We start from the raw sequence: 20,062 nt of genomic DNA, 5'->3' as shown, positions 1-20,062 counted from the left end.
ATGCTGGAACTTGCGACAGAACAGGGCAAACCCCTTACCGAGATGGATCTGGCCGATAGCCCGCTGGCGATCCGGGGTCTGACTGTCTCCTACGGCGAAAAGCCAGCCGTGTTTTCGGTCGACATGACCGTTCAGCCGGGATCAATGACAGCCATCATCGGGCCGAATGGCGCTGGTAAATCAACCCTGCTGAAAGCCGCGCTAGGTGTCATCAAACCGCTGTCGGGACAGGTGCAGGTGTTTGGTCGACCCTTGGATGAGCAACGCGCACAGATTGCCTATGTTCCGCAGCGTGCAAGTGTGGACTGGGAGTTCCCGACCCGTGTGATCGACGTTGTCGTGATGGGCTTGTACCGCGATGTCGGCCTGATGGGCCGCCTGCGCAAACAGCATATCAGTCGCGCGCAGGCCTGTCTGGCCCGTGTCGGAATGGAGGATTTCGCAGATCGTCAGATCGGTCAGCTGTCTGGTGGCCAGCAACAGCGTGTTTTCCTTGCGCGCGCGTTGGCCCAGAATGCCGCGATCTATTTGCTGGATGAACCCTTTGCCGGCGTCGATGCCGCAACCGAAAAGGCGATCATCAGCGTTCTGCAATCGCTGCGTGCCGAGGGTAAAACCGTCGTCGCCGTCCACCATGACCTTGCAACCGTGGCCGAGTATTTCGACAATGTGTTCCTGATCAACACCCGCAAGATCGCCGAAGGCACAGTGGCAGACGCGTTTACCGCCGAGACCCTGCAAGCCACGTATGGCGGACGTCTGGCCACCGCGCAGGTCGATCAACTGGCGCTTGCGTTAGGATAACGGCCATGTTGTGGGACGCGCTGCTGTTGCAGCTTGGATATAACGCGACGCTGGTCGCCGTGGGCGCGACCCTGTTGGGTATCGCGGCGGGCGTAACCGGCACTTTCCTGTTCCTGCGCAAACGTGCGCTGGTCAGCGATGCGATTTCCCATGCGACTTTGCCGGGCGTTGGCCTGGCCTTTATCGTGATGGTTCTGCTGGGCGGCGAAGGGCGCAACCTGTTGGGGCTGCTCATAGGGTCGGCCATATCTGCCGGGATCGGACTTTTGTGTCTGAACTGGCTGACCCGCAATACGCGATTGGCCGAAGACGCCGCCATCGGGGCCGTTCTGTCGGTATTCTTCGGCTTTGGCATTGTCTTGCTGACAGTGATCCAGTCGATGAGCATTGGGCGACAGGCCGGGCTGGAAGGGTTTCTTTTGGGCTCGACCGCCGGGATGCTGTGGTCGGACGCCGTGGTTATCGCCATCGGGGGGGCCGTTGTGCTGGCGCTGATCACCCTGCTGCGTCGACCCATGACAATGGTGGCGTTTGATCCTGAATACGCAATGGCGCAAGGCCTGCCGGTGAACCGCATCGACCTTGCGATGATGGGGTTGGTGATGGCCGTCACGGTTGTTGGCCTCAAGATCGTCGGCCTTATCCTGATCGTTGCTTTGCTGATCATTCCGCCTGTGACCGCCCGGTTCTGGACCGAGCGTGCCGAACGCGTGGTTCTGATCTCGGGCGCCGTGGGCGGCCTTGCGGGCTATGTCGGTGTTGCCATATCGGCTTCGGCCCCGAACCTTCCGACCGGACCGATCATCGTGCTGGTGTCTTTCGTGCTGTTCGCCATTTCGCTGCTTCTGGCCCCGGGCAGGGGCGCATTGGCGGTGCTGATCCGTCATCTCAGGTTTCAACGGCAGGTACATATGCGGCAGGGCCTGCTGGCGCTGGCACAGGGCCAGCCAATTTATGAATCCCTGACGCTGCGCATCCTGCGGCGCGCCGGACTGGTCCGTGCCGATGGCGTCGCGACCGATGCAGGCAAAGGCCGCGCCGCCAAGGCGCTGCGCGACGAAAAACGGTGGGAGGTCGCCCGCGCCGATCAGGCGCACGAGGCTGCAGCCCAGTTGTATGACGGGCTGCGCGACATCGAAACCGTGCTGACGCAGGACCAGATCGCAGATATCGACCGCCATATCGGCGGCCCACAGGGGATACCGGCATGAGCGGTGAAGAATTTGTTCCTCTGTCGCTGACCCCGTTGTTGATCGGGATATTCGCCGCCGTCGCCTGTGCACTGCCCGGCAACTTTCTGGTGCTGCGCCGACAAGCTCTGATTGGTGACGCGATCAGCCATGTCGTTTTGCCGGGCATTGTTGTGGCCTTTCTTATCACCGGGGCGATCTCGGCCTGGCCGATGATGCTGGGCGCCGCCGGAGCCGCTGTGCTGGCGGTGGTGCTGATCGAACTGATCCGCCGCATGGGCAAGATCGAACCGGGGGCCGCGATGGGCGTGGTCTTTACCTCGATGTTCGCCTTCGGTGTGCTGATCCTTGAGGTGTCGGATACATCCACCGTTCATCTGGATGTCGAACACGCGCTTTATGGCAACCTTGAAAGCCTGATCTGGCTGGATGCCACCGGTTGGGCATCGCTTTTTGATATTGATGCGCTGCGCTATTTGCCGCCTGAACTGCCCCGTATGGCGGTGACATTGGTGGTTGTTCTGGCCTTTACCCTTGTCCTGTGGCGTCCGCTAAAGATCGCAACATTCGATGAAGGGTTTGCGCAGACCATGGGCATCCGCACCGAAGCCTTGGGTATGGGGCTGGTGATCATCGCCGCCATCGCTGCCGTCGCTGCTTTTGACGCGGTCGGATCGATTATCGTGATCGCCATGTTCATTTGCCCGCCGGCAGCGGCCCGTTTGATGACAGACAGTCTGGAAGCCCAGGTCATGTGGAGCGTCATTTTCGCCATCACGGCAGCGATTACCGGATACGTGTTGGCAGGCTATGGCCCGCTATGGCTGGGGGGCAATGACGCGGTCAGCGCCGCCGGGATGATCGCCACGATGTCCGGCGTGATCCTGGCCCTGGCCGCGCTGTTCGGGCCACGCCGCAGCCGGACCGGTGCCCCAAGCGAGGCGTGAGCCGCCCCAGATCTAGGCAACCCGCCGCCACACCGGATGAGATTTGCGCAATTTCGCCACTTTGCCTGCGCCCTGCTGTCGCATCGGCTTGGCAACCGATTGGCGCGATACCACCTGCTCTTCAATTCTCCTGTTAACGCGAACAGACAGAGCCAATCATGGATACCCTTCTGCTGTCCCGGGTCCAACTCGGGGCATTAACCGCCTTTCACCTGCTGTTCCCAGCCGTCACTTTGGCGCTGGGCTGGCTTTTGGTGACGTTCCGGTTGCGGCCCGGGGTGGATTGGGCGCGCGCATTTGGGCTTTGGATGCCGGTCTATGCGGTGTCGGTGGCGTTTCAGGTCGTTTCGGGCTGGGCGCTGTGGACCCAGTTCGTTCTGACATTGCCGGTGTTCATGGATCAGGCGGGCGCGGTCGCACATCCGATGCAGGTCTTGTACCTGACCGGCAATGCCCTGCAGGTCGTCCCGCTTGCCATCGCCGCGACAGGCCTTCGTGTGCTGCCGACCCGCACCGTGACCCTTCTGATTGCGGCGTCGGCGGTTGGTGGGGTGATAACCTTGGTGCCACCGGTGATCCTGATGTCTTGGATGGTCGATCCGGTTGGTGTTTTCACATCGCGGTGGAGCCTGACTGCGGCCAACTGGATCACCGTACTCACCAATCCTCGGGTCTGGAGCCTCGCGCTGTTCCTGATCTTGGCATCGGGCCTCACTGTCGGCCTGTTAATGGCCTGCCTGTCGGCTGTGCGTCAGGTCGGCAGGGCGCGGGACGCGGCCTTGGATGGCATCGCAAAAACCGGATTGTTGCTGGCCTCAGGGTCGGCCCTGCTCGGGTTGGGGCTGGTCGCCTTGTCCGATCCCTTCCCGGCCAATGCCACGCTGCTTGTCACTCTGACGGCGATATCGTTAAGCACCTCGGGGCTTCTCGTGGCCCTGCGCAAGCCGGACACAGGGATAACGACCCTGCCCGACGGTCTGCAGACGCTGATGCTGGTACTGCCCATTGCTGGCTGGGCGGTGTTGCTGCTGGGCTGGCCGTTCGACCGGATGGTGCATTCGGTCTGGCTGATCCGGGGCCAGATGCGCATCGACGATGCCGCTGCTGTGCTTGCCCCCGGCGCGGTAAACGCAACATTGCCCGTGTATCTGGCCACGATTGCGGTGCTGGTTTTGACCTATTTTGCGGTTCTTGTCGCCATGGCGCGCAAGTCTGGCGTGACCGAACACGCCCGTCGGCCCGTGCTGTTCAACGCTTTGCAACGTAGCATCTGCCCCCCGGTTTGAGGTGGCAGAATCGCCTGCGGCCATGCTAGGTATTGCGGTATGGCTTTCCCTAACCGCAACATCCGCGATAATCCGCCCGTCATTCGTCAACTGGACGAAACCGCGATCAACAGAATCGCGGCCGGTGAAGTCGTGGAACGCCCCGCATCTGCCGTCAAAGAACTGGTCGAAAACGCCGTTGATGCGGGTGCGACCAGAATTGTGATCGATGTCGCCGATGGCGGCAAGACGCTGATCCGGGTGACAGATGACGGCTGCGGCATCGCGGCGGGTGACTTGCCGCTGGCCTTGTCGCGCCATGCAACGTCGAAAATCGACGGGTCCGATCTGCTAAACATCCACACCTTCGGGTTCCGCGGCGAGGCTTTGCCGTCATTGGGTTCGGTTGGCCGTCTGTCGATCACCAGCCGCGTCAATGATGCAGATGCTGCGACCATCCGCGTGTCCGGTGGTCGGACCGATCCCGTGAAACCTGCCGCGCTGAGCCGTGGCACCGTGGTCGAACTGCGCGACCTGTTTTATGCCACCCCTGCGCGGCTGAAGTTCATGCGCACCGATCGCGCCGAAAGCCAGGCAATCTCGGATGTGGTCAAGCGCCTCGCGATGGCCGAACCCGCGATCGGGTTTACCCTGCGCGACGTGTCGGGCGGCGGCAACGGGCGCGTGACCTTTCGCGCGGACGCAGAATCGGGTGATCTGTTCGACGCATTGCACGACCGTCTGGCCCGCATTCTGGGTCGTGAATTTGCCGAAAACGCGCTGCGCATCGATGCCACCCGCGAAGGTATCCGCCTGTATGGCTATGCCGCTTTGCCGACCTATTCGCGCGGCGCGGCGGTGGCGCAATACCTGTTCGTCAATGGCCGCCCGGTCCGCGACAAGATGCTGACCGGTGCCCTGCGCGCCGCCTATTTCGATTTTCTCAGCCGTGACAGGCACCCGGCGGCGGCCCTGTTCCTTGATTGTGACCCGACCTTGGTCGACGTCAACGTGCACCCCGCCAAATCCGAGGTCCGGTTCCGTGACTCCGGGGTCCCGCGCGGTTTGATCGTATCCGGCCTGCGCCACGCATTGGCCGAAGCCGGGCATCGCGCCTCGACCACTGTCGCCGATGCCACGCTGGGCGCGATGCGGCCCGAACCTTCTGGCGCGCCGGTGTATCAGATGGATCGCCCGTCTATGAACGCCCGCGCGACGGCGTATCGCGGACAAGCGCCCGAGCCGTTCGACACTGGTTTTTCCGGGTTTTCGGAAAGCTATTCGGGCCAGATCATCACCTCGCCTGATCACAGTGAAGACGTTGAAACCACTCAGCCCGACCAACTGCCGCTGGGTGCGGCGCGGGCTCAGGTGCATGAAAACTATATCATTGCGCAGACCGAAACAGGGATCGTTATCGTCGACCAGCACGCCGCGCACGAACGGCTGGTCTATGAAAAGCTGAAGCACCAGATGGCCGAAAACGGCGTCGCTGCACAGGCCCTACTGATCCCCGAAATCGTTGAGTTGTCCGACAACGACTGTGCCACCCTTTTGGACGTTGCAGAGGATTTGACCCGGCTGGGGCTTGGCATTGAGCCGTTCGGAGGCGGCGCAATTGCTGTGCGCGAAACCCCTGCCATTCTGGGGGAAGTCAACGCGCAAGCGATGATCCGTGACATTCTGGACGAGCTTGCGGATCAGGGCGACAACCAGACCGTCCAGGCCCGCATCGAAGCGATCCTCAGCCGCGTGGCCTGCCATGGCTCGATCCGGTCGGGCCGGCGGATGCATGGCGAAGAGATGAACGCCCTGCTGCGCGAGATGGAGGCAACGCCCCATTCCGGCCAGTGCAACCATGGGCGACCTACATATGTTGAACTCAAGCTGGCCGATATCGAACGGCTGTTCGGACGCACATGATCCAGATCGGTGATCAGACCTATTCGTTGGAAGACCCGACCGTCATGGCCGCACTGGCGGGAATGGGCATCATTCTGCTTGTCCTGTTGCTGCTGTTCCTCGCCCTGCGCGCCTCCAACCGCTCGGCCCGGATGGTCGAACCCATCGCGCAGCAGATGGCGATGCTGGGCCAAAGCGTGCAGCAACTGGGACAGGGGCAGGAGCAGATGCGCGGGGGGCTGCAAAATGTGTCCGACACGCAGGCGAACGCTCAGGTGCAGGTGATCCAGACCGTCGAAACCCGCCTTGCAGCTGTTCAGCAGCACATGAACGACCGGCTGGCCGACAACGCGATGCGTCAGAACCGGGCGCTGACAGAAATGCAGCAACGGATGAGCGAAACGCTGCACGGGCAATCCAAGAAAACCACGACCTCGCTGACGCAGCTTCAGGAGCGGCTGGCGGTGATCGACAAGGCGCAGGATAACATCACCAAGCTGTCCGGAGATGTGCTGAGCCTTCAGGACATCCTGTCCAACAAGCAGACCCGCGGCGCGTTTGGTGAAATCCAGTTGAACGACATCGTGTCCAAGGCCTTGCCAAAAGACAGCTATGAACTGCAGGCGACCCTGTCGAACGGGCGCCGCGCCGATTGCCTGATCCATCTGCCGAACCCGCCCGGACCCATCGTGATCGACTCGAAATTTCCGCTTGAGGCATATGAGGCGCTGCGCAAGGCCAACACCCAAGGCGAATTGACCGAGGCCGCGCGGATGATGCGCACCGCCGTGCGCACCCATATAAAGGCAATTTCCGAACGCTATATCATCGACGGTGAAACCGCCGATGGCGCGCTGATGTTTCTGCCGTCCGAAGCGGTCTATGCCGAATTGCACGCGAATTTTCCGGAACTGGTGCGCGAAGGTTTTTCCGCGCGGGTCTGGATCGTGTCACCGACCACCTGCATGGCAACCCTGAACACGATGCGCGCGATCCTGAAGGATGCGCGGATGCGTGAACAGGCGGGCGCCATCCGCAAGGAACTGGGCCTGCTGCACAAGGATGTCGAACGGCTGGGCGACCGGGTGTCTAATCTGGACCGTCATTTCGGACAGGCGGCCAAGGATATCTCGGACATCAAGATCAGCGCCGACAAGGCGGGGCGGCGGGCGCAGCGTCTGGACAATTTCGATTTCGAAGAATTGGCACCGGATGCACCAGAGCCAAGGGGAAATGTCGTGCCCATTGGCGACGGGTAAACCGACGGAACCCGAATGGGCGCGCGTGGAACAGTCATGACAGATACCCCAGGCCAATCCGATCTTTCCCACCTGCTGACCCGCGCCGAGCTTGACGCAGAACGGCTGGTGTCGCTGTTGCGGATGGGCGTTTCCATCGGTCTGGTCATGTTCCTGTGGATCGCCGTATCACCGCCCGAAGCCACGACGACTGGTGTACTTCATGTCTTGAAATTCCAGTGGATTTACGCGGCAGGCACCGTTGGATGCTATTTCCTGCTGGGGCTGCTGACATGGATCCTGTCCCGGCGCGGGCTGGTGCGGGTCTGGATGATCTGGCTGACGGCCACGGCGGACGTTGTGTTCATTGTGATCAGTGTCTGGCTGAGCATGCAGAACACCCAATTGACCGGGGACGCGGTGTTCACTTTGCCGTCGATCTGGCTGGTGCCAATTGTGCTGAGTTTCAGCGTTTTGCGGGTCAACCCAAAGGTCATGGCTTATACGGTCGTGCTGCTGGTGATCGGTGTTGGCTTTCTGATCTCGGTCGAGGCCGGACAGATGCGGGGTCTGTTCGACGGACCGGTCTGGATATTCCTGTCGCCGCCGCCAAACCTGATGCGTCTGGTGATGATCGGACTGGCGGGTGTGGTGCTGTATGTGGCCGTGCGGCGGACGCAACAGCTGTTGCATCGGTCCATCGACACGGCGCTGCGCAACGCCAACCTGACACGCTATCTGCCTGAACAACTGGTGACCCGGCTGGCCGGGGGCGGGTTGGACCAGCTGCAGCAGGGCCAAAGGCATGATGTTGGCGTCCTGTTCATCGATATGCGGGATTTTACCGGCTGGTCGGAAAACCGCGCGCCGCAAGAGGTCACGGGGCTGATGACCGAATACCGCGACCGGATTGCGTCGGTGTCTGACAAGAACGGCGGTATCATTGACAAATTCATGGGCGATGCGGCGATGATCGTGTTCGAGCGTGACAACGACCCGCAATCTGCCGCGCGGGCGTGTGTGGCGTGCGCCATGTCATTGGCGCAAAGCATGGCAGACTGGTCTGAAGGACGCAAAGCGTCGGGCGAAACGCCTGTGAACGTCGGGATCGGCGCGCATTGGGGCGAGGTGTTCAGCGGTGTCGTCGGCAGTCAGCAACGGCTGGAATACTCGGTATTTGGCGACACGGTGAATGCCGCGGCGCGGCTGGAACAGATGACCAAGGCCGAAGGCATGGAGATTATCCTGTCAGGGGACCTTCTGAGTGCGGCAGGTCTTGCAGATGATGGATGGGACAATCTGGGCGATGTCGCGTTGCGGGGGCGTAGCCATGAATTGCGTCTGTTCGGGCGCAGGACCGGTTCTGGATGATAGGCTGGCCGATTTGTTCAAGATCAAAGACGTGCACCCGGGTCTGCCGTCTGATGATGCAACGACAGCGAACAGAAGGGATATGAGCATGCTGGAAATTTCCGCACGCAAAGTGGGCCAGGTGGCCATGATGGCACGCGAACTGGGTCGGGCCGAGGGCGAATTGCGCGCCTTCATTGACCGGATGAGCGAAGATGAACAAGCCGAGTTGGTGGCGATCATGTGGATCGGGCGTGAAAGCTTTGAGGCCGAGGATCTGGCCGAGGCGATAAGGACAGCCAAGGCCGAAGCAACGATTCCGTGCGCGGATTACCTGCTTGGCTCGCCACACCTGTCGGACCATCTTGAGAACGGGCTGGATGCTTTGGGGATCTCGGCAGAAGATGTCGAGAACGATCTGTTGTGATCCAGGGCGTCGGATCGCATTCGCGATCCGACAGGGGAGGGGGAGCTGCCCCCTCTTGGCCATACGGCCAATTCACCCCCGGGGTATTTTTCAACAAGAAAGAAGCAGAGGCGCGCGGGGACGTGCGCCTTTGATCGTTTGTGTCAGCCCAGCTGGTCGACGATCTGCAGATGCTGGGCTTGTGTGTCGATCACCGACATCCAGTTTTCGACCAGTTTCGGATCGCCAGGCGCGGCGTGAACCCCAGCCGGGATTTCACGGTTCAGAACCGAGGTAATCGCCAGTGACACCGGGATCGAGACCAGACGCGCCATTGCCGAGCCGCGCTCATCCCCCCAGGCATCCATCACATAAGTCTTGTGCCAGACGGCTTGCCCGTCTTGTTCCGCCTTCAGGCTGACGCATAGCACAACCCGGTCGGGTTCGCCGTCGTCATAGGCGTTGTCAGCCCAGAACTGATCGGACATTTCTTTCAGGCGTGCGTCGCCTTCGGGACCGGTCAGGGTTTCGACCTCTTTGAACACACCGTCCCAGGCGTCGGCCCAGCCGTTCAGGCGCAGGGTGCCGCGCACGAATTCCTTAACCGGCCAGCCCGAGTCAAACTGGTACTGATCCATGAAGGGGAGGGAATCGCGGTTGGGATAAACCTCGAAGCTTTCGGGGGTGGGCAGCGGAGCGGTATAGCTGCTGATCGCGTCCCAGGGGCGGTTGACGCGCAATTCGGAATAGTCGCGGATCGAGCGGGATGGGGAGCGCAGTGCCTTGAGCACACCCAATGGCGACCAGCTGAATTTGTAACGGAACGGGTTGGGGTTTTTCGGAATGCCACCGCAATAGGAAATAAAGCTCAAGTGGTTCGCCGGGTCAAAAGCGTCAGAGGCGCGGTAGTCTTCGATCAGCGCATGAGCCATCAGGTGGTCGATGCCCGGATCCAGTCCGACTTCGTTGACCAGCGCCACGCCGGCGGCGCGCGCCTTGTCGTCAAGCGCCTGCATCTCGGGCGCGATATAGGAAGACGACACGAAATGCGCGCCCTTCGAGATCGCCAGTTCGGCAAGTGGTACGTGCCAGTCGCCGGGCAGCATGGAGACAACGACGTCGCCCTTGGCAAGGGTATCCCCCAGCGCGTCGATGTCGAAGGCGCGGATCTTGTCGGTCAGATCGCCCACGGCGTCCTGTGCCTTGTCCAGCGTCCGGTTCCAGACGGTCACGTCCTGACCGGCTTGGATCAGCCGCCGCAGGCCGGGGATGGCCGACAGGCCGGTGCCGCACCAGTGAATGGTCATGATGGGTCTCCTTCAGATCTTTGTGTTGTCATCGAATACCGCCTTTGCGCGCGCCCAGACGCCTGCGCCAAGGTCAGTCAGGGTCAAAAGCGAGGGCAAAAGCTGCGCCGCATAGTCATCCGAGCTTTCGGCTGGCAGCATGGAGGGCAGGTTGTCGATGGCCATCACGTCCAGAACAGGGTCCGTGGCCACGCGCACCACCGGTGCATCCCACGACGTGGCGCGATTATAGACTGGTAGGGGATTGTAATCGCTGTCCGGATCGCAGGCGACATCGCCGATGGCGGTCAGTTTGCGCGAGGCCGTCAGGGCCGAGACCGGTACAAAAACCGGGGTGCCGGGGCGGGCGAAGATGCAGTTCAGGAACAGGTCGTGGTCAAGGATTTCGGGGAACGGGCCGCCATTGGCGGTTTCGGCCATGTCCCACTTGGTGACGGCAACGCCCATCGCCTCGCACAGGTCGGCTGCGCCAGACCCGACACGACCCAGCGCACCAATGACGATGGCAGCGGGGCGCGGGGCACCGGTGGCGTCAAGGTCTGCGAGCAATTCGGCCAGCAAGGCGTCTTTGTTTGGATAGGCCCCGACGGGCCCGCAGATTCCGCCTTGCTGTTGCGCAGCCCAGGCTTTCAGCGTGACAGCGGCGCCGGCATAACCGGCCCAATAGCCGAACGCGGCAACGCGGCGGCCCGCTTCATCCACAAGGTATTCCAGATCATAAAGCATACCGCCCCCGGCGGTGAACCGGTCCAGCAGGGCCTTGCCTGAATGCTGGCCTTTGAAGGCATGGCCGAACATGATGTGCTTGTGGGGCAGGGGCGTGCCGTCATCTGGCAGTTCTTTCAGGCCAAAGATGATCGCGTCGGCCGGGGCATCGGGCCAGCTGTTTTCTGCCGCGATCTCGCAACCCGCATCGCGATAGCCGTCGATTGGAATCGCACGGGTGGTGCTGTCTTCGATCGTCACGCGGATCCCGGCGGCCAGCAGGGCGCGCGCGCCGTCTGGGGCCAAACCGACCCGGTCTTCGTTTTGGCGCTGTTCGGCGCGGACCCAAAGATGTGTCATGGCGGGCGTCTTCCTTACAGATGCGTCTGGGCGTAGTGCCGGTCTGGCGTGTCCAGATGCGGCACCGCGTTGAACAGCACCGGGCTGAGGTGGTCGCCGATGGGAAACAGCCGGTGCATCGAGGTGTTCATGATCGCCAAGGCAACACGTGCCATGGCCGGGATGTCAAGCCCAAGCGTCTGGCGCATCGCCATCGCGATCAGCCCGCCTGAGGTCACGACCAGCGCCGGTCCGTCGCCCTGCGCGATTTCCATCAGGGCTGCTGAGACACGGGCATGGAACGCCTCGAACGTTTCTGGCGGGTTCTCGATCTTGCCATCCTGCCAGGCGGCGAAGACTGTCGGCAGGTGGTCGATAAAACCTTCGCGCTCGACCGGGATAACGACACCGTGCTGGGTTTCGAGAAGCTCGGCCAGCGTGAAATATTCCAACTCGTTCAGGCGGGCGTCCTGCACGATGTCTTCGCCCATATCCATTGCCTGCGCGGTTTCGATATGGCGGGTCAGCGTGCCGCAATACAGGCGCGGATGATGCGGACCATTGGTGGACAGATACTCCCCCAGCCACTGCGCCTGCTGATGCCCAAGGTCGCTGAGCTTGTCATAGCTGACTTCGTCCCTTGCACCGGTGTTGGCCTGTCCGTGGCGGATAAGAGTGATGTGCGACATGTGTCTGATGCTCCTGCTTGGCATCGTCTTAAGCGAGCCCTGCGTCCGGGGAAAGAGACGGCGTGCGCAGTGGCAAAAAATTCGCCCCACAGTTACGATCCGAGTCGTGAAATAACACCGGATCATGTGCGATGGTTTTGAACGAGAAGGGGGGATAACAACATGAAGGTAAATGAAGACCGTTTTTTGAAGGATCTGCACGATTTACGCGAGTTCGGCGCTGCCGGCGTCGGCAAAGGCGTTGTGCGCCCAGCCTTTTCAAAGGATGACGTCGCCGCCCGCAAATGGCTGGCGACGCGGATGTCTGAGGCCGGGCTGACCCCGCATGTCGATCCGGTGGGCAACCTGTTTGGGCTGGCGGATGGTCCGTCTTTGCTGCTGGGATCACACAGCGACAGTCAACCCGAAGGCGGCTGGCTGGATGGCGCGCTTGGCGTGATCGCAGCCCTTGAGGTCGCGCGGGCATCGCATGAGGCCAGTGGGCCAAAGGTGTCGGTGGTCAGCTTTGAGGATGAAGAAGGCCGGTTTGGCGTCACCACAGGCAGCGCGGTCTGGTCAGGCCAACTGCCGCTGGAAGAGGCGGATGAGCTGACCGACCACGCTGGCGTGACGTTTAGTGCGGCAAGGGCCTGTTTCGCTGAAATGGCTGGTGATTTTGTCGATCCGACTCGTTTTAGCGGGTTCATCGAAATGCATATCGAACAGGGCCCCGTTCTGGATACGGCGAACGAACAGATCGGCGTTGTGTCCGACATCGTCGGCATTCGCGACATGCGCATCACTTGTGACGGGCAGCAAAACCATGCGGGCACGACGCCGATGCACCTGCGACAGGATGCGTTTCAGGCCCTTTCGGCATTCAACACAGCGATCAACACCCGTTTCCGCAACGTGGTGACGCCAACAACTGTGTGGACCATCGGCCATGTCACGTTGCATCCCAACGCGTCGTCCATCGTGCCGGGGCGGGCGACGTTTTCCATGCAATGGCGCGATGCCGAGGTCGATCGGCTGGACCGGTTGAACACGATCATCCGCGAAACCGCATCTGAAATCGCCGAAAAAACCGGGCTGCGCGTCAGGTTTGGCCCGATGCTGGGTTTGGATCCGGTTGCAATGGATATGCGGCTGCGCACAGCGTTGGAGCAGGCAGCAAAGGCCACGGCCCCCGAAAAATGGCGTGTCATGCCGTCGGGCGCTTTGCACGACGCCACCAATGTGGCGCGGCTTATGCCGGTCGCGATGCTGTTCGTGCCTTCCATCAATGGTATCAGCCATGCGTTCGAAGAAGACACAGCCGAACCCGATCTGGTCGCGGGCCTGCATGTGCTGGCCCGCGCTGTGTCCAACCTGACCTAAGCCAGCAACATGATCTCGGTCTGACCGGCACTGCGGCGCAGATCGTGCAACTCGGCCAGTTCCGGGTCATTGATCCAGGCCCGCGCGGCATCCGCGTCAGGAAAGGACAATATGGCTGTCACGCTGGGGATCGTTGGTTTGCCATCCAGGGCTTCCGGCGTGGCCGAGGCTTGCTCGACCTTGCCGCCATGGCGGGCAAGCGCAGCCCCTGCCTGATCGCGATAGGCGGCAAGGGCTTCGGGGTTGGTCACAATGGCTTTGAACACGGCATAGGTCATCGTGGGTCTCCTTTGGTTGAACTGTGTCAGGAACGTAGGGGGCAAACGTCGATGCGAAAACGCGTGCAATTGCAGGTATGACATGCAAAAACGCACGGTATGACCGTCGATTGGGATGATCTGAAAACTGTCCTCGCGCTGGTGCGCTCGGGATCGCTTGCCGGGGCAGGTACCGCCTTGGGGATCAACTACACCACCGTCGCGCGCCGGGTGCAGCGGGCCGAAGCCGCGATGGGTGCCGTCCTGTTCGAAAAGCTGCCCTCTGGTTATGTCGCCACCGAAACCGGACGCATGGTCGCCGATCACGCCGCGCAGATGGAGGGCCAGCAAGATGCGCTGTTGCGCCTTGTTCAAGGGCGGGACCAAAGCCTGCAAGGCAATCTGGTGATCACCGCGCCGCAATTGCTGATCGGTCCCTATGTCGCGCCCGTGCTTGCCGCCTTTACCGATGCCCATCCGCAGATTGACCTGTATGTAAAGGCCAGCAACGATCTGCTGAACCTGAACCGGCGCGAGGCGGATCTGGCGATCCGCATCAGCCGGACACCCGGCGACACGCTGAAAGGTCTGCGGCTGGCCGAACAATACACCGGTTGCTTTGCCAGCCCCGAAATTGTCGCGCGGATTGCCAAAGACCCAAATGATCCGATCGATTGGCTGATTTACGAGTCCTACACGGACATTCCCGCATTCGCCCGTGCCATCTATCCGTCTTCGCGTGTGCGGATGACCTTTGATGACATGGTGGCGCAAATCGGTGCAGCGCAAGCGGGCCTTGGTGTGGTCCGGATGCCCCTGTTTCTGGGGCGACGCACGCCGGGACTCGTGCAGGTGCCGAACCTGCCGCCACAGCCTTACGCCGATATCTGGGTGGTTGGGCACCCGGATGTCTGGCGCACGGCCAAGTTGCAGGCCTTTCGCGACATCCTGGTGCCCTACTTCCGGTCGCGTCGATCCGAATTCGTGACCGACGTGGGGTCAGATCACCCCAAGCACGCGCAGTCCCATCAGAACTGAGGCCCCGAATGCGCCGAGAAACGCGATTGTGCGCAGCAGGATGATACCCATGCAGTAAATAACGTAATGCGCAAGGATCGCGAAGAAGAACACCATGGCCAATGTGCCCGGCAGCGGGTCTTCGGGAATACGCAGCATCGCGATGATCGCCAGCGGAGCAAAGGCAACAAAGGCCTCGACCCCCACCGTATGCGCCCGTTTGGCCCGTTGCGCCCAAGGCGACTGCGGCACGGCATCCGGGCTATAATTCTGCAACGCCCCGGGGATGCCCCGTACGATGATGCGATCCAGAATGTAGGGAAGGCTGGCAATGGCCAGCCAAAGTGCGGATAGCGCGGTATAGGTTTCGAGTTGCGTCATGATTGATCCTCCCTGTGGCCGGAAAGATAGCATACTCGCATCAACAATCACGCCTTGCGTGCTCAGCCCCAGTTCACATCCCCAAGAAAGATGTATCCCGCGCCATAGATCGTTTTGATCAGCCGGGGGTTCTTGGGGTCTTCACGCAGCTTGGTGCGCAGGCGCGAGATGCGTACATCCATCGCCCGATCAAAGCTTTCGCCCGCCGCACCACCCAACGCTTCTTGCATCTGCACGCGGCTGATCAGGCGTTTGGGACTGTCCAGAAACAGCCGCAGCACCTCGCCCTCGGCATGGGAAAACGCGGTTTCCTCTCCCTCGGCGTCTTCCAGCATGTAGCGGTCGAAATGCGCGGTCCACCCATTGAAACGTGCGGTATCACCGGATTGCGCCACCGGGCGATTGCCCCGAAGACGGGCGCGAATGCGGGCGACAACCTCGGCCGGGTCGAACGGCTTGGTGATATAGTCATCGGCGCCCAGTTCCAAACCTGTCACCCGGTCCTGCACCTGTGCGCGGCCTGAAATGATGATCACCGCCGCGCCCTGTTCCAGTGCCAGGCGGTGGACCAGTGTCAAGCCATCGGTATCGGGCAGCGACAGATCGACAAGGCAGACATCCGGCGTTGTCCGTTTTAGGGCCGCTTCGAACTCGCGGGCCCGGCCAAAACATTGCGTGCGAAACCCGGCATCCTCAAGCACGTCGGTCAGGATGGTCCGGATTTCGGGTTCGTCGTCCAGAATTGTGACCAGCGGAGCAGTCATGCGGCAACCTCGGTTCGGATCAGCGCCGACAACTGGGCGCGGGTAAAGGGTTTGCGCAGCACCGGCGCGCGGGCCAGCGCTGCACGATGCAGCGGGTCGGATAAAGGCAGTGACGTCATCAGGATGCAGTTGAGGCCACTGCCCTCAAGCCGGGTCACCAGATCCAGCCCGGTGGCGGCCTCTTGCAGGCGAATGTCTGATAGCACAAGCCGGATGCCTTCGATATCGGCGATCAGGGCGATGGCCTCGTCAACCGAAGTTGCCTCGATCACCGAATGACCCAGATCCACCAGCATGTCGCGGAATGTGGCCCGCAAGTCTTCGCTGTCTTCAACCAGCAAAACCAACCCGCCGGTTTCGCGCGGCGCGGCGCGGTACGGCAGGCGCAAGGTCACGCAGGCACCGGTGGGCGTGTTGGTCAGCCGCAGATCGCCGCCCGTCAGTTTCACCATGTCATAGGCCATCGGCAGGCCCAGCCCCGACCCTTCGCCGCCCTTGGTGGTGAAGAACGGGTTCAACGCCTTTTCCAAGGCCTCGGAAGAAAACCCGGGGCCGGTGTCGATCACTGCAATCTCGATCCAGATCCGCCCAACCGCATGAGCGCTGACGGTGATCTGACCGGTCGCCCCCAGTGCATCCCGCGCATTCAGGATCAGGTTCAGCAACGCATCCTGCAGCATGCCCGGGTCCAGCAACAACAGTGCGTTCGACGTATGATCCAGCACGCTCAACCCAACGCCCGGCGGCAGGCTTGCTGTGGCCAGCAGACGTAGGTCTTCCAAAAGCGCATGCAGATCGGTCGCTTCGGGTCGCAGGGTGCGGTTGCCGGTCATATCAGCGATCCGGTTCAACAGGCTCCCTCCGCGCCGGGCGGCGGACAGCGTGGCCCCGATCAGGCTGTCAGCCTCGGTCCCCAGATCCATCTTTTGCAGCTTGCTCTGGGTGCCCAGTATGATCGTCAACAGGTTCGAGAAATCATGCGCGAGACCATTGGTCATCTGCGCGGCCATGGCGCGGCGGCGGGTCTGTTGCAGGGCAACACGGGCCTGGGTTTCTTCGGTCACGTCCATCGACAGGATGAACACGCCGCCGCTGCTGTCCGGCGTAAACGCGACGCGGATACGCCGGGCGTCCTGATCTTCGGTGAACTCAAAAACCGGACTTTGCCCTTCATACGCCTTTTGCAAATGCGGCTCGACGCGCGGAAACACCTTTTTGCCCAAGGCGTCCCGGATATGCAGCCCAAGGATTTCCGACGGACGCCCCGGTATGACGCTGCTTAGTCGCCTGTTCGAATAGATATAGCGACCCTCTTCATTCACGTGCGCGATGTGGGCGGGCATCATTTCCGTGGTCAGGCGAATGCGCGCCTCGGCCTCGGTCAGTTGGCGTCTGACCTCTTCCAGTGCGGTGATGGTCGCGGCCAGTTCGCGGTTGGTGGCTGAAAGCTCTTCGGCATGTGACAACACCTGATCGGACAATTCGGCCGACCGCGTCCGCAACAATTGTTCGGACCGGCGCGTCCGGGTGATATCGGTATAGACCGCCACCCACCCGCCTTGGGGCAGCGGCGCGCCTTCGACCGAAATCGCTGTGCCGTCAGGGCGATCACGTTCAATATAATGCGGCTCGAACGCCAAAGCCTGATCGACGCGGTCCTGAACCAGTTCTTCGATATTGTCGACCGGACCATATTCACCTGCCTGCGCGATAAACCGGATCGTATCCGAAAACGCGGCACCGGGTTGAACCAGCTCATCGGGCAGGGAAAACATTTCCTGAAACCGGCGGTTCGACACCACCAGACGCAAATCCCGGTCGTAAATCGACAGGGCTTGGGCGATCAGGTTCAGGCCCGCTGTCGTAAACGTATTGATGTGATGATCGGTGTATTTCACGGCGTCCCCCGACCATATGGCTATCACTTCGTCGGGGGGCGCGAAAAGGGGGCGCGGCAGATCCCAGCGGGTAAATCACGCATGTAACAATTCGTAAGGATTGCGAAATGTTCAGGAAAAAGTTGACCTCCATTCATCAACGCGCTCCTTATTGGGGGCAGAATCGCATCTGCGATCGTGTCCGGTAAACAAGACGCCGGAAAGGGAGGGGATAAATTGGCTCAGACGCAGTCAAGCGCCGAAGGGATGAAATCTCTTCCGGCGCTGCTAGAACGCAACGCGACAGAGTTCGCTGACGCGCCCGCGTATCGCGAAAAAGAATTCGGTATCTGGCAGTCCTGGAGCTGGGCAGAGACCGCAGAACAGATCGAGGCGCTGGCTCTGGGTCTGATCAATCTGGGCGTCAACGAAGGCGACTTCATCGCCATCATCGGACGCAACCGCCCGTACATGTACTGGTCGATGGTCGCCGCTCAGTCGGTCGGCGCGATCCCGGTACCGCTGTATCAGGATTCAGGCGCGGAAGAGATGGCCTATGTTCTGGGCCATTGCGGTGCACGGTTCATCGTCGTTGCGGATCAGGAACAGGCCGATAAGGTCATTCAGGTTCAGGATCAGTTGCACCAGTTTGAGCATCTGATTTATCTCGACCCGCGCGGCATGCGCAAATACGATCACCACCAGCTGCACCAGTACAGCCATGTTCAGGATCAGGGCCGCGCCGCGCGCGACGAATGGATCACAGACCTCAAGGCCCGGCGCGAAAAGCTGACCTATGACAGCACCTGCGTGATGCTTTACACCAGCGGCACCACGGGCAAGCCTAAAGGTGTCGTGCTGTCCAACCGCAACGTGATCGAAACCGCCAGGAATTCGGCCGAGTTCGACAAGCTGACCCGCAACGAAGACATCCTGTCTTACCTGCCGATGGCGTGGGTTGGCGACTTCATCTTCTCAATTGGTCAGGCTTATTGGTGCGGCTTCTGTGTGAACTGCCCCGAAAGCGCGGACACGATGATCACCGATTTGCGTGAAATCGGGCCGTCTTATTACTTTGCACCGCCACGTGTGTTTGAAACCCAGCTGACCACCGTGATGATCCGGATGGAAGACGCCGGAAGTCTGAAGAAACGCATGTTCGACCGCGCCATGGCGCATGCCAAGAAGGTCGGCGGCAAGATCCTTGATGGTGAACCCGTCGGGTTCATGGACCGTCTGAAATACCGCATCGGCGATATGCTGGTCTATGGTCCGCTGAAAGACACCCTGGGTCTGGGCAATGTTCGCGTTGGTTATACAGCAGGTGAAGCGATTGGCCCTGAGATCTTCGATTTCTATCGCTCGCTTGGGATCAACCTGAAACAGCTTTATGGCCAGACCGAAGCGACGGTGTTCATCACCGCGCAGCCGGATGGTCAGGTCCGCGCCGATACTGTTGGCGTGCCCTCGCCCAATGTGGAAATCAAGATCGCCGACAATGGCGAAATCTTCTACCGCAGCCCGGGCACCTTCGTCGAATACTACAAGAACCCGGAATCTACGGCCTCGACCAAGGACGCCGAAGGCTGGGTCGCCACGGGTGATGCCGGGTTCTTCGAACCCGACAGTGGCCATCTGCGGATCATCGACCGCGCCAAGGATGTTGGTAAAATGGCTGATGGCAGCTTGTTCGCGCCCAAATATGTCGAGAACAAACTGAAGTTCTATCCCGACATTCTTGAGGCCGTGCTGTTTGGCAATGGCAAAGACCGCTGCGTTGCCTTCATCAACATCGATCTTTCTGCCGTCGGCAATTGGGCCGAGCGTAACAACATCGCTTACGCCTCGTATCAGGAACTGGCCGGGCATCCGAAAGTTCTGGAAAGCATCAAAAGCCATGTGACCGCCGTGAACGCGTCGGTCGCCGAGGACGAGATGCTGTCGGGCTGCCAGATCCACCGCTTTGTGGTTCTGCACAAGGAACTGGATGCGGATGACGGCGAAATGACCCGGACCCGCAAGGTCCGCCGTGTCATCGTGGCCGACAAGTTCAGTGACATTGTTGATGCGATGTACGGCGGCGACGCTCAGGTCAGCACAGTGACCGAAGTGACCTACGAGGACGGCCGCAAGGGGTCGATCAGCGCCACGCTGCAGATCGTGGATGCCGAGGTCGCGCCGATCAGGCAAAAAATTGCGGCCGAGTAATCGCTCGGCTGCCATCGAATTGGTCCGCCAAGGGGAAGGGCTGGATACGTGAAAGAC

18 protein-coding genes are annotated in these 20,062 nt (G+C 61.0%); 11 read left to right on the top strand and 7 right to left on the bottom strand.

Annotated features, from left to right (window positions below; translation table 11 throughout):
- The 8 genes from FOY56_RS13275 to FOY56_RS13240 all read left to right on the top strand — a co-directional run bounded on the left by FOY56_RS13275 (position 1) and on the right by FOY56_RS13240 (position 9,123).
- On the top strand, positions 1 to 804 hold the full coding sequence (locus FOY56_RS13275; RefSeq protein ID WP_146346322.1) for a metal ABC transporter ATP-binding protein: 804 nt from the start codon (positions 1 to 3) through the stop codon (positions 802 to 804).
- 5 nt (positions 805 to 809) lie between these two features.
- On the top strand, positions 810 to 2,015 hold the full coding sequence (locus tag FOY56_RS13270) for a metal ABC transporter permease (RefSeq protein ID WP_146346321.1): 1,206 nt from the start codon (positions 810 to 812) through the stop codon (positions 2,013 to 2,015).
- Entirely contained in the window at positions 2,012 to 2,941 is a 930-nt protein-coding gene (locus FOY56_RS13265) for a metal ABC transporter permease (RefSeq protein WP_146346320.1), read from the top strand. Before FOY56_RS13270 ends, FOY56_RS13265 begins: the two co-directional genes overlap by 4 nt.
- 158 nt (positions 2,942 to 3,099) lie before the next feature.
- Complete coding sequence (locus tag FOY56_RS13260; RefSeq protein WP_146346319.1) at positions 3,100 to 4,227, top strand: cytochrome ubiquinol oxidase subunit I; 1,128 nt, start codon at positions 3,100 to 3,102, stop codon at positions 4,225 to 4,227.
- A 39-nt stretch (positions 4,228 to 4,266) separates the two neighbouring features.
- Positions 4,267 to 6,129 (top strand): DNA mismatch repair endonuclease MutL, encoded by a 1,863-nt coding sequence (gene mutL / locus FOY56_RS13255; protein WP_146346318.1) that lies wholly within the window; start codon positions 4,267 to 4,269, stop codon positions 6,127 to 6,129.
- Positions 6,126 to 7,367 (top strand): DNA recombination protein RmuC, encoded by a 1,242-nt coding sequence (locus FOY56_RS13250; RefSeq protein ID WP_146346317.1) that lies wholly within the window; start codon positions 6,126 to 6,128, stop codon positions 7,365 to 7,367. Before mutL ends, FOY56_RS13250 begins: the two co-directional genes overlap by 4 nt.
- 36 nt (positions 7,368 to 7,403) lie before the next feature.
- Entirely contained in the window at positions 7,404 to 8,717 is a 1,314-nt protein-coding gene (locus FOY56_RS13245; RefSeq protein ID WP_186766329.1) for an adenylate/guanylate cyclase domain-containing protein, read from the top strand.
- An 88-nt stretch (positions 8,718 to 8,805) separates the two neighbouring features.
- On the top strand, positions 8,806 to 9,123 hold the full coding sequence (locus FOY56_RS13240; RefSeq protein ID WP_146346315.1) for a DUF3775 domain-containing protein: 318 nt from the start codon (positions 8,806 to 8,808) through the stop codon (positions 9,121 to 9,123).
- Between the two features lie 143 nt (positions 9,124 to 9,266).
- Here the strand turns inward: FOY56_RS13240 and FOY56_RS13235 are convergent, their stop codons facing one another.
- The 3 genes from FOY56_RS13235 to FOY56_RS13225 are packed head-to-tail and all read right to left on the bottom strand — an operon-like array spanning position 9,267 to position 12,142.
- The gene (locus FOY56_RS13235) at positions 9,267 to 10,409 is read right to left on the bottom strand and encodes a saccharopine dehydrogenase family protein (protein WP_146346314.1); all 1,143 of its coding nucleotides are present in this window, start codon (positions 10,407 to 10,409) and stop codon (positions 9,267 to 9,269) included.
- A 12-nt stretch (positions 10,410 to 10,421) separates the two neighbouring features.
- Positions 10,422 to 11,474, bottom strand: coding sequence for a saccharopine dehydrogenase (locus FOY56_RS13230; RefSeq protein ID WP_146346313.1), 1,053 nt, complete (start codon positions 11,472 to 11,474; stop codon positions 10,422 to 10,424).
- Positions 11,475 to 11,488: 14 nt separating this feature from the next.
- Entirely contained in the window at positions 11,489 to 12,142 is a 654-nt protein-coding gene (locus tag FOY56_RS13225) for a histidine phosphatase family protein (RefSeq protein ID WP_146346312.1), read from the bottom strand.
- A 162-nt stretch (positions 12,143 to 12,304) separates the two neighbouring features.
- Here FOY56_RS13225 and FOY56_RS13220 point away from each other — a divergent pair, with 162 nt between their 5' ends.
- On the top strand, positions 12,305 to 13,501 hold the full coding sequence (locus FOY56_RS13220) for a Zn-dependent hydrolase (RefSeq protein ID WP_146346311.1): 1,197 nt from the start codon (positions 12,305 to 12,307) through the stop codon (positions 13,499 to 13,501).
- Here FOY56_RS13220 and FOY56_RS13215 read toward each other — a convergent pair.
- On the bottom strand, positions 13,498 to 13,779 hold the full coding sequence (locus tag FOY56_RS13215; RefSeq protein WP_246139480.1) for a DUF1330 domain-containing protein: 282 nt from the start codon (positions 13,777 to 13,779) through the stop codon (positions 13,498 to 13,500). The two genes, FOY56_RS13220 and FOY56_RS13215, sit on opposite strands and share 4 nt — an antisense overlap.
- A gap of 99 nt (positions 13,780 to 13,878) precedes the next feature.
- Between FOY56_RS13215 and FOY56_RS13210 the strand changes: the two genes are divergently transcribed.
- Positions 13,879 to 14,796 carry a LysR family transcriptional regulator gene (locus FOY56_RS13210; protein ID WP_146346309.1) on the top strand — a complete coding sequence of 306 codons (918 nt, stop codon included), beginning with the start codon at positions 13,879 to 13,881 and terminating at the stop codon, positions 14,794 to 14,796.
- Here FOY56_RS13210 and FOY56_RS13205 read toward each other — a convergent pair.
- The 3 genes from FOY56_RS13205 to FOY56_RS13195 all read right to left on the bottom strand — a co-directional run bounded on the left by FOY56_RS13205 (position 14,758) and on the right by FOY56_RS13195 (position 17,818).
- Positions 14,758 to 15,156, bottom strand: coding sequence for an MAPEG family protein (locus tag FOY56_RS13205; protein ID WP_146346308.1), 399 nt, complete (start codon positions 15,154 to 15,156; stop codon positions 14,758 to 14,760). The two genes, FOY56_RS13210 and FOY56_RS13205, sit on opposite strands and share 39 nt — an antisense overlap.
- A 62-nt stretch (positions 15,157 to 15,218) precedes the next feature.
- The gene (locus tag FOY56_RS13200) at positions 15,219 to 15,920 is read right to left on the bottom strand and encodes a response regulator transcription factor (protein WP_146346307.1); all 702 of its coding nucleotides are present in this window, start codon (positions 15,918 to 15,920) and stop codon (positions 15,219 to 15,221) included.
- Positions 15,917 to 17,818 (bottom strand): hybrid sensor histidine kinase/response regulator, encoded by a 1,902-nt coding sequence (locus FOY56_RS13195; protein ID WP_146346306.1) that lies wholly within the window; start codon positions 17,816 to 17,818, stop codon positions 15,917 to 15,919. The genes FOY56_RS13200 and FOY56_RS13195 overlap by 4 nt, the downstream gene beginning before the upstream one ends.
- A 246-nt stretch (positions 17,819 to 18,064) precedes the next feature.
- Here FOY56_RS13195 and FOY56_RS13190 point away from each other — a divergent pair, with 246 nt between their 5' ends.
- A complete protein-coding gene (locus tag FOY56_RS13190; protein WP_146346401.1) occupies positions 18,065 to 20,005 on the top strand; it encodes an AMP-binding protein in 1,941 nt (646 codons plus the stop codon).
- The last annotated feature ends 57 nt before the right edge of the window (positions 20,006 to 20,062 follow it).

It is taken from the genome of Falsiphaeobacter marinintestinus (genome assembly GCF_007923355.1).
Lineage (GTDB): Bacteria > Pseudomonadota > Alphaproteobacteria > Rhodobacterales > Rhodobacteraceae > Phaeobacter_A > Phaeobacter_A marinintestinus.
The sequence above is the reverse complement of the archived record's forward strand: the minus strand, read 5'-3'. Positions and strand labels throughout refer to the sequence as shown.

Excerpts from the sequence above, each read along its gene's own strand:
- FOY56_RS13210 (WP_146346309.1), top strand. The coding sequence starts at position 13,879 with ATGACCGTCGATTGGGATGATCTGAAAACTGTCCTCGCGCTGGTGCGC.
- FOY56_RS13250 (WP_146346317.1), top strand. The coding sequence starts at position 6,126 with ATGATCCAGATCGGTGATCAGACCTATTCGTTGGAAGACCCGACCGTC.
- mutL (WP_146346318.1), top strand. The coding sequence starts at position 4,267 with ATGGCTTTCCCTAACCGCAACATCCGCGATAATCCGCCCGTCATTCGT.
- FOY56_RS13265 (WP_146346320.1), top strand. The coding sequence starts at position 2,012 with ATGAGCGGTGAAGAATTTGTTCCTCTGTCGCTGACCCCGTTGTTGATC.
- FOY56_RS13215 (WP_246139480.1), bottom strand. The coding sequence starts at position 13,779 with ATGACCTATGCCGTGTTCAAAGCCATTGTGACCAACCCCGAAGCCCTT.
- FOY56_RS13270 (WP_146346321.1), top strand. The coding sequence starts at position 810 with ATGTTGTGGGACGCGCTGCTGTTGCAGCTTGGATATAACGCGACGCTG.
- FOY56_RS13260 (WP_146346319.1), top strand. The coding sequence starts at position 3,100 with ATGGATACCCTTCTGCTGTCCCGGGTCCAACTCGGGGCATTAACCGCC.
- FOY56_RS13205 (WP_146346308.1), bottom strand. The coding sequence starts at position 15,156 with ATGACGCAACTCGAAACCTATACCGCGCTATCCGCACTTTGGCTGGCC.
- FOY56_RS13190 (WP_146346401.1), top strand. The coding sequence starts at position 18,065 with ATGAAATCTCTTCCGGCGCTGCTAGAACGCAACGCGACAGAGTTCGCT.
- FOY56_RS13245 (WP_186766329.1), top strand. The coding sequence starts at position 7,404 with ATGACAGATACCCCAGGCCAATCCGATCTTTCCCACCTGCTGACCCGC.
- FOY56_RS13200 (WP_146346307.1), bottom strand. The coding sequence starts at position 15,920 with ATGACTGCTCCGCTGGTCACAATTCTGGACGACGAACCCGAAATCCGG.
- FOY56_RS13235 (WP_146346314.1), bottom strand. The coding sequence starts at position 10,409 with ATGACCATTCACTGGTGCGGCACCGGCCTGTCGGCCATCCCCGGCCTG.
- FOY56_RS13225 (WP_146346312.1), bottom strand. The coding sequence starts at position 12,142 with ATGTCGCACATCACTCTTATCCGCCACGGACAGGCCAACACCGGTGCA.
- FOY56_RS13220 (WP_146346311.1), top strand. The coding sequence starts at position 12,305 with ATGAAGGTAAATGAAGACCGTTTTTTGAAGGATCTGCACGATTTACGC.
- FOY56_RS13240 (WP_146346315.1), top strand. The coding sequence starts at position 8,806 with ATGCTGGAAATTTCCGCACGCAAAGTGGGCCAGGTGGCCATGATGGCA.
- FOY56_RS13275 (WP_146346322.1), top strand. The coding sequence starts at position 1 with ATGCTGGAACTTGCGACAGAACAGGGCAAACCCCTTACCGAGATGGAT.
- FOY56_RS13230 (WP_146346313.1), bottom strand. The coding sequence starts at position 11,474 with ATGACACATCTTTGGGTCCGCGCCGAACAGCGCCAAAACGAAGACCGG.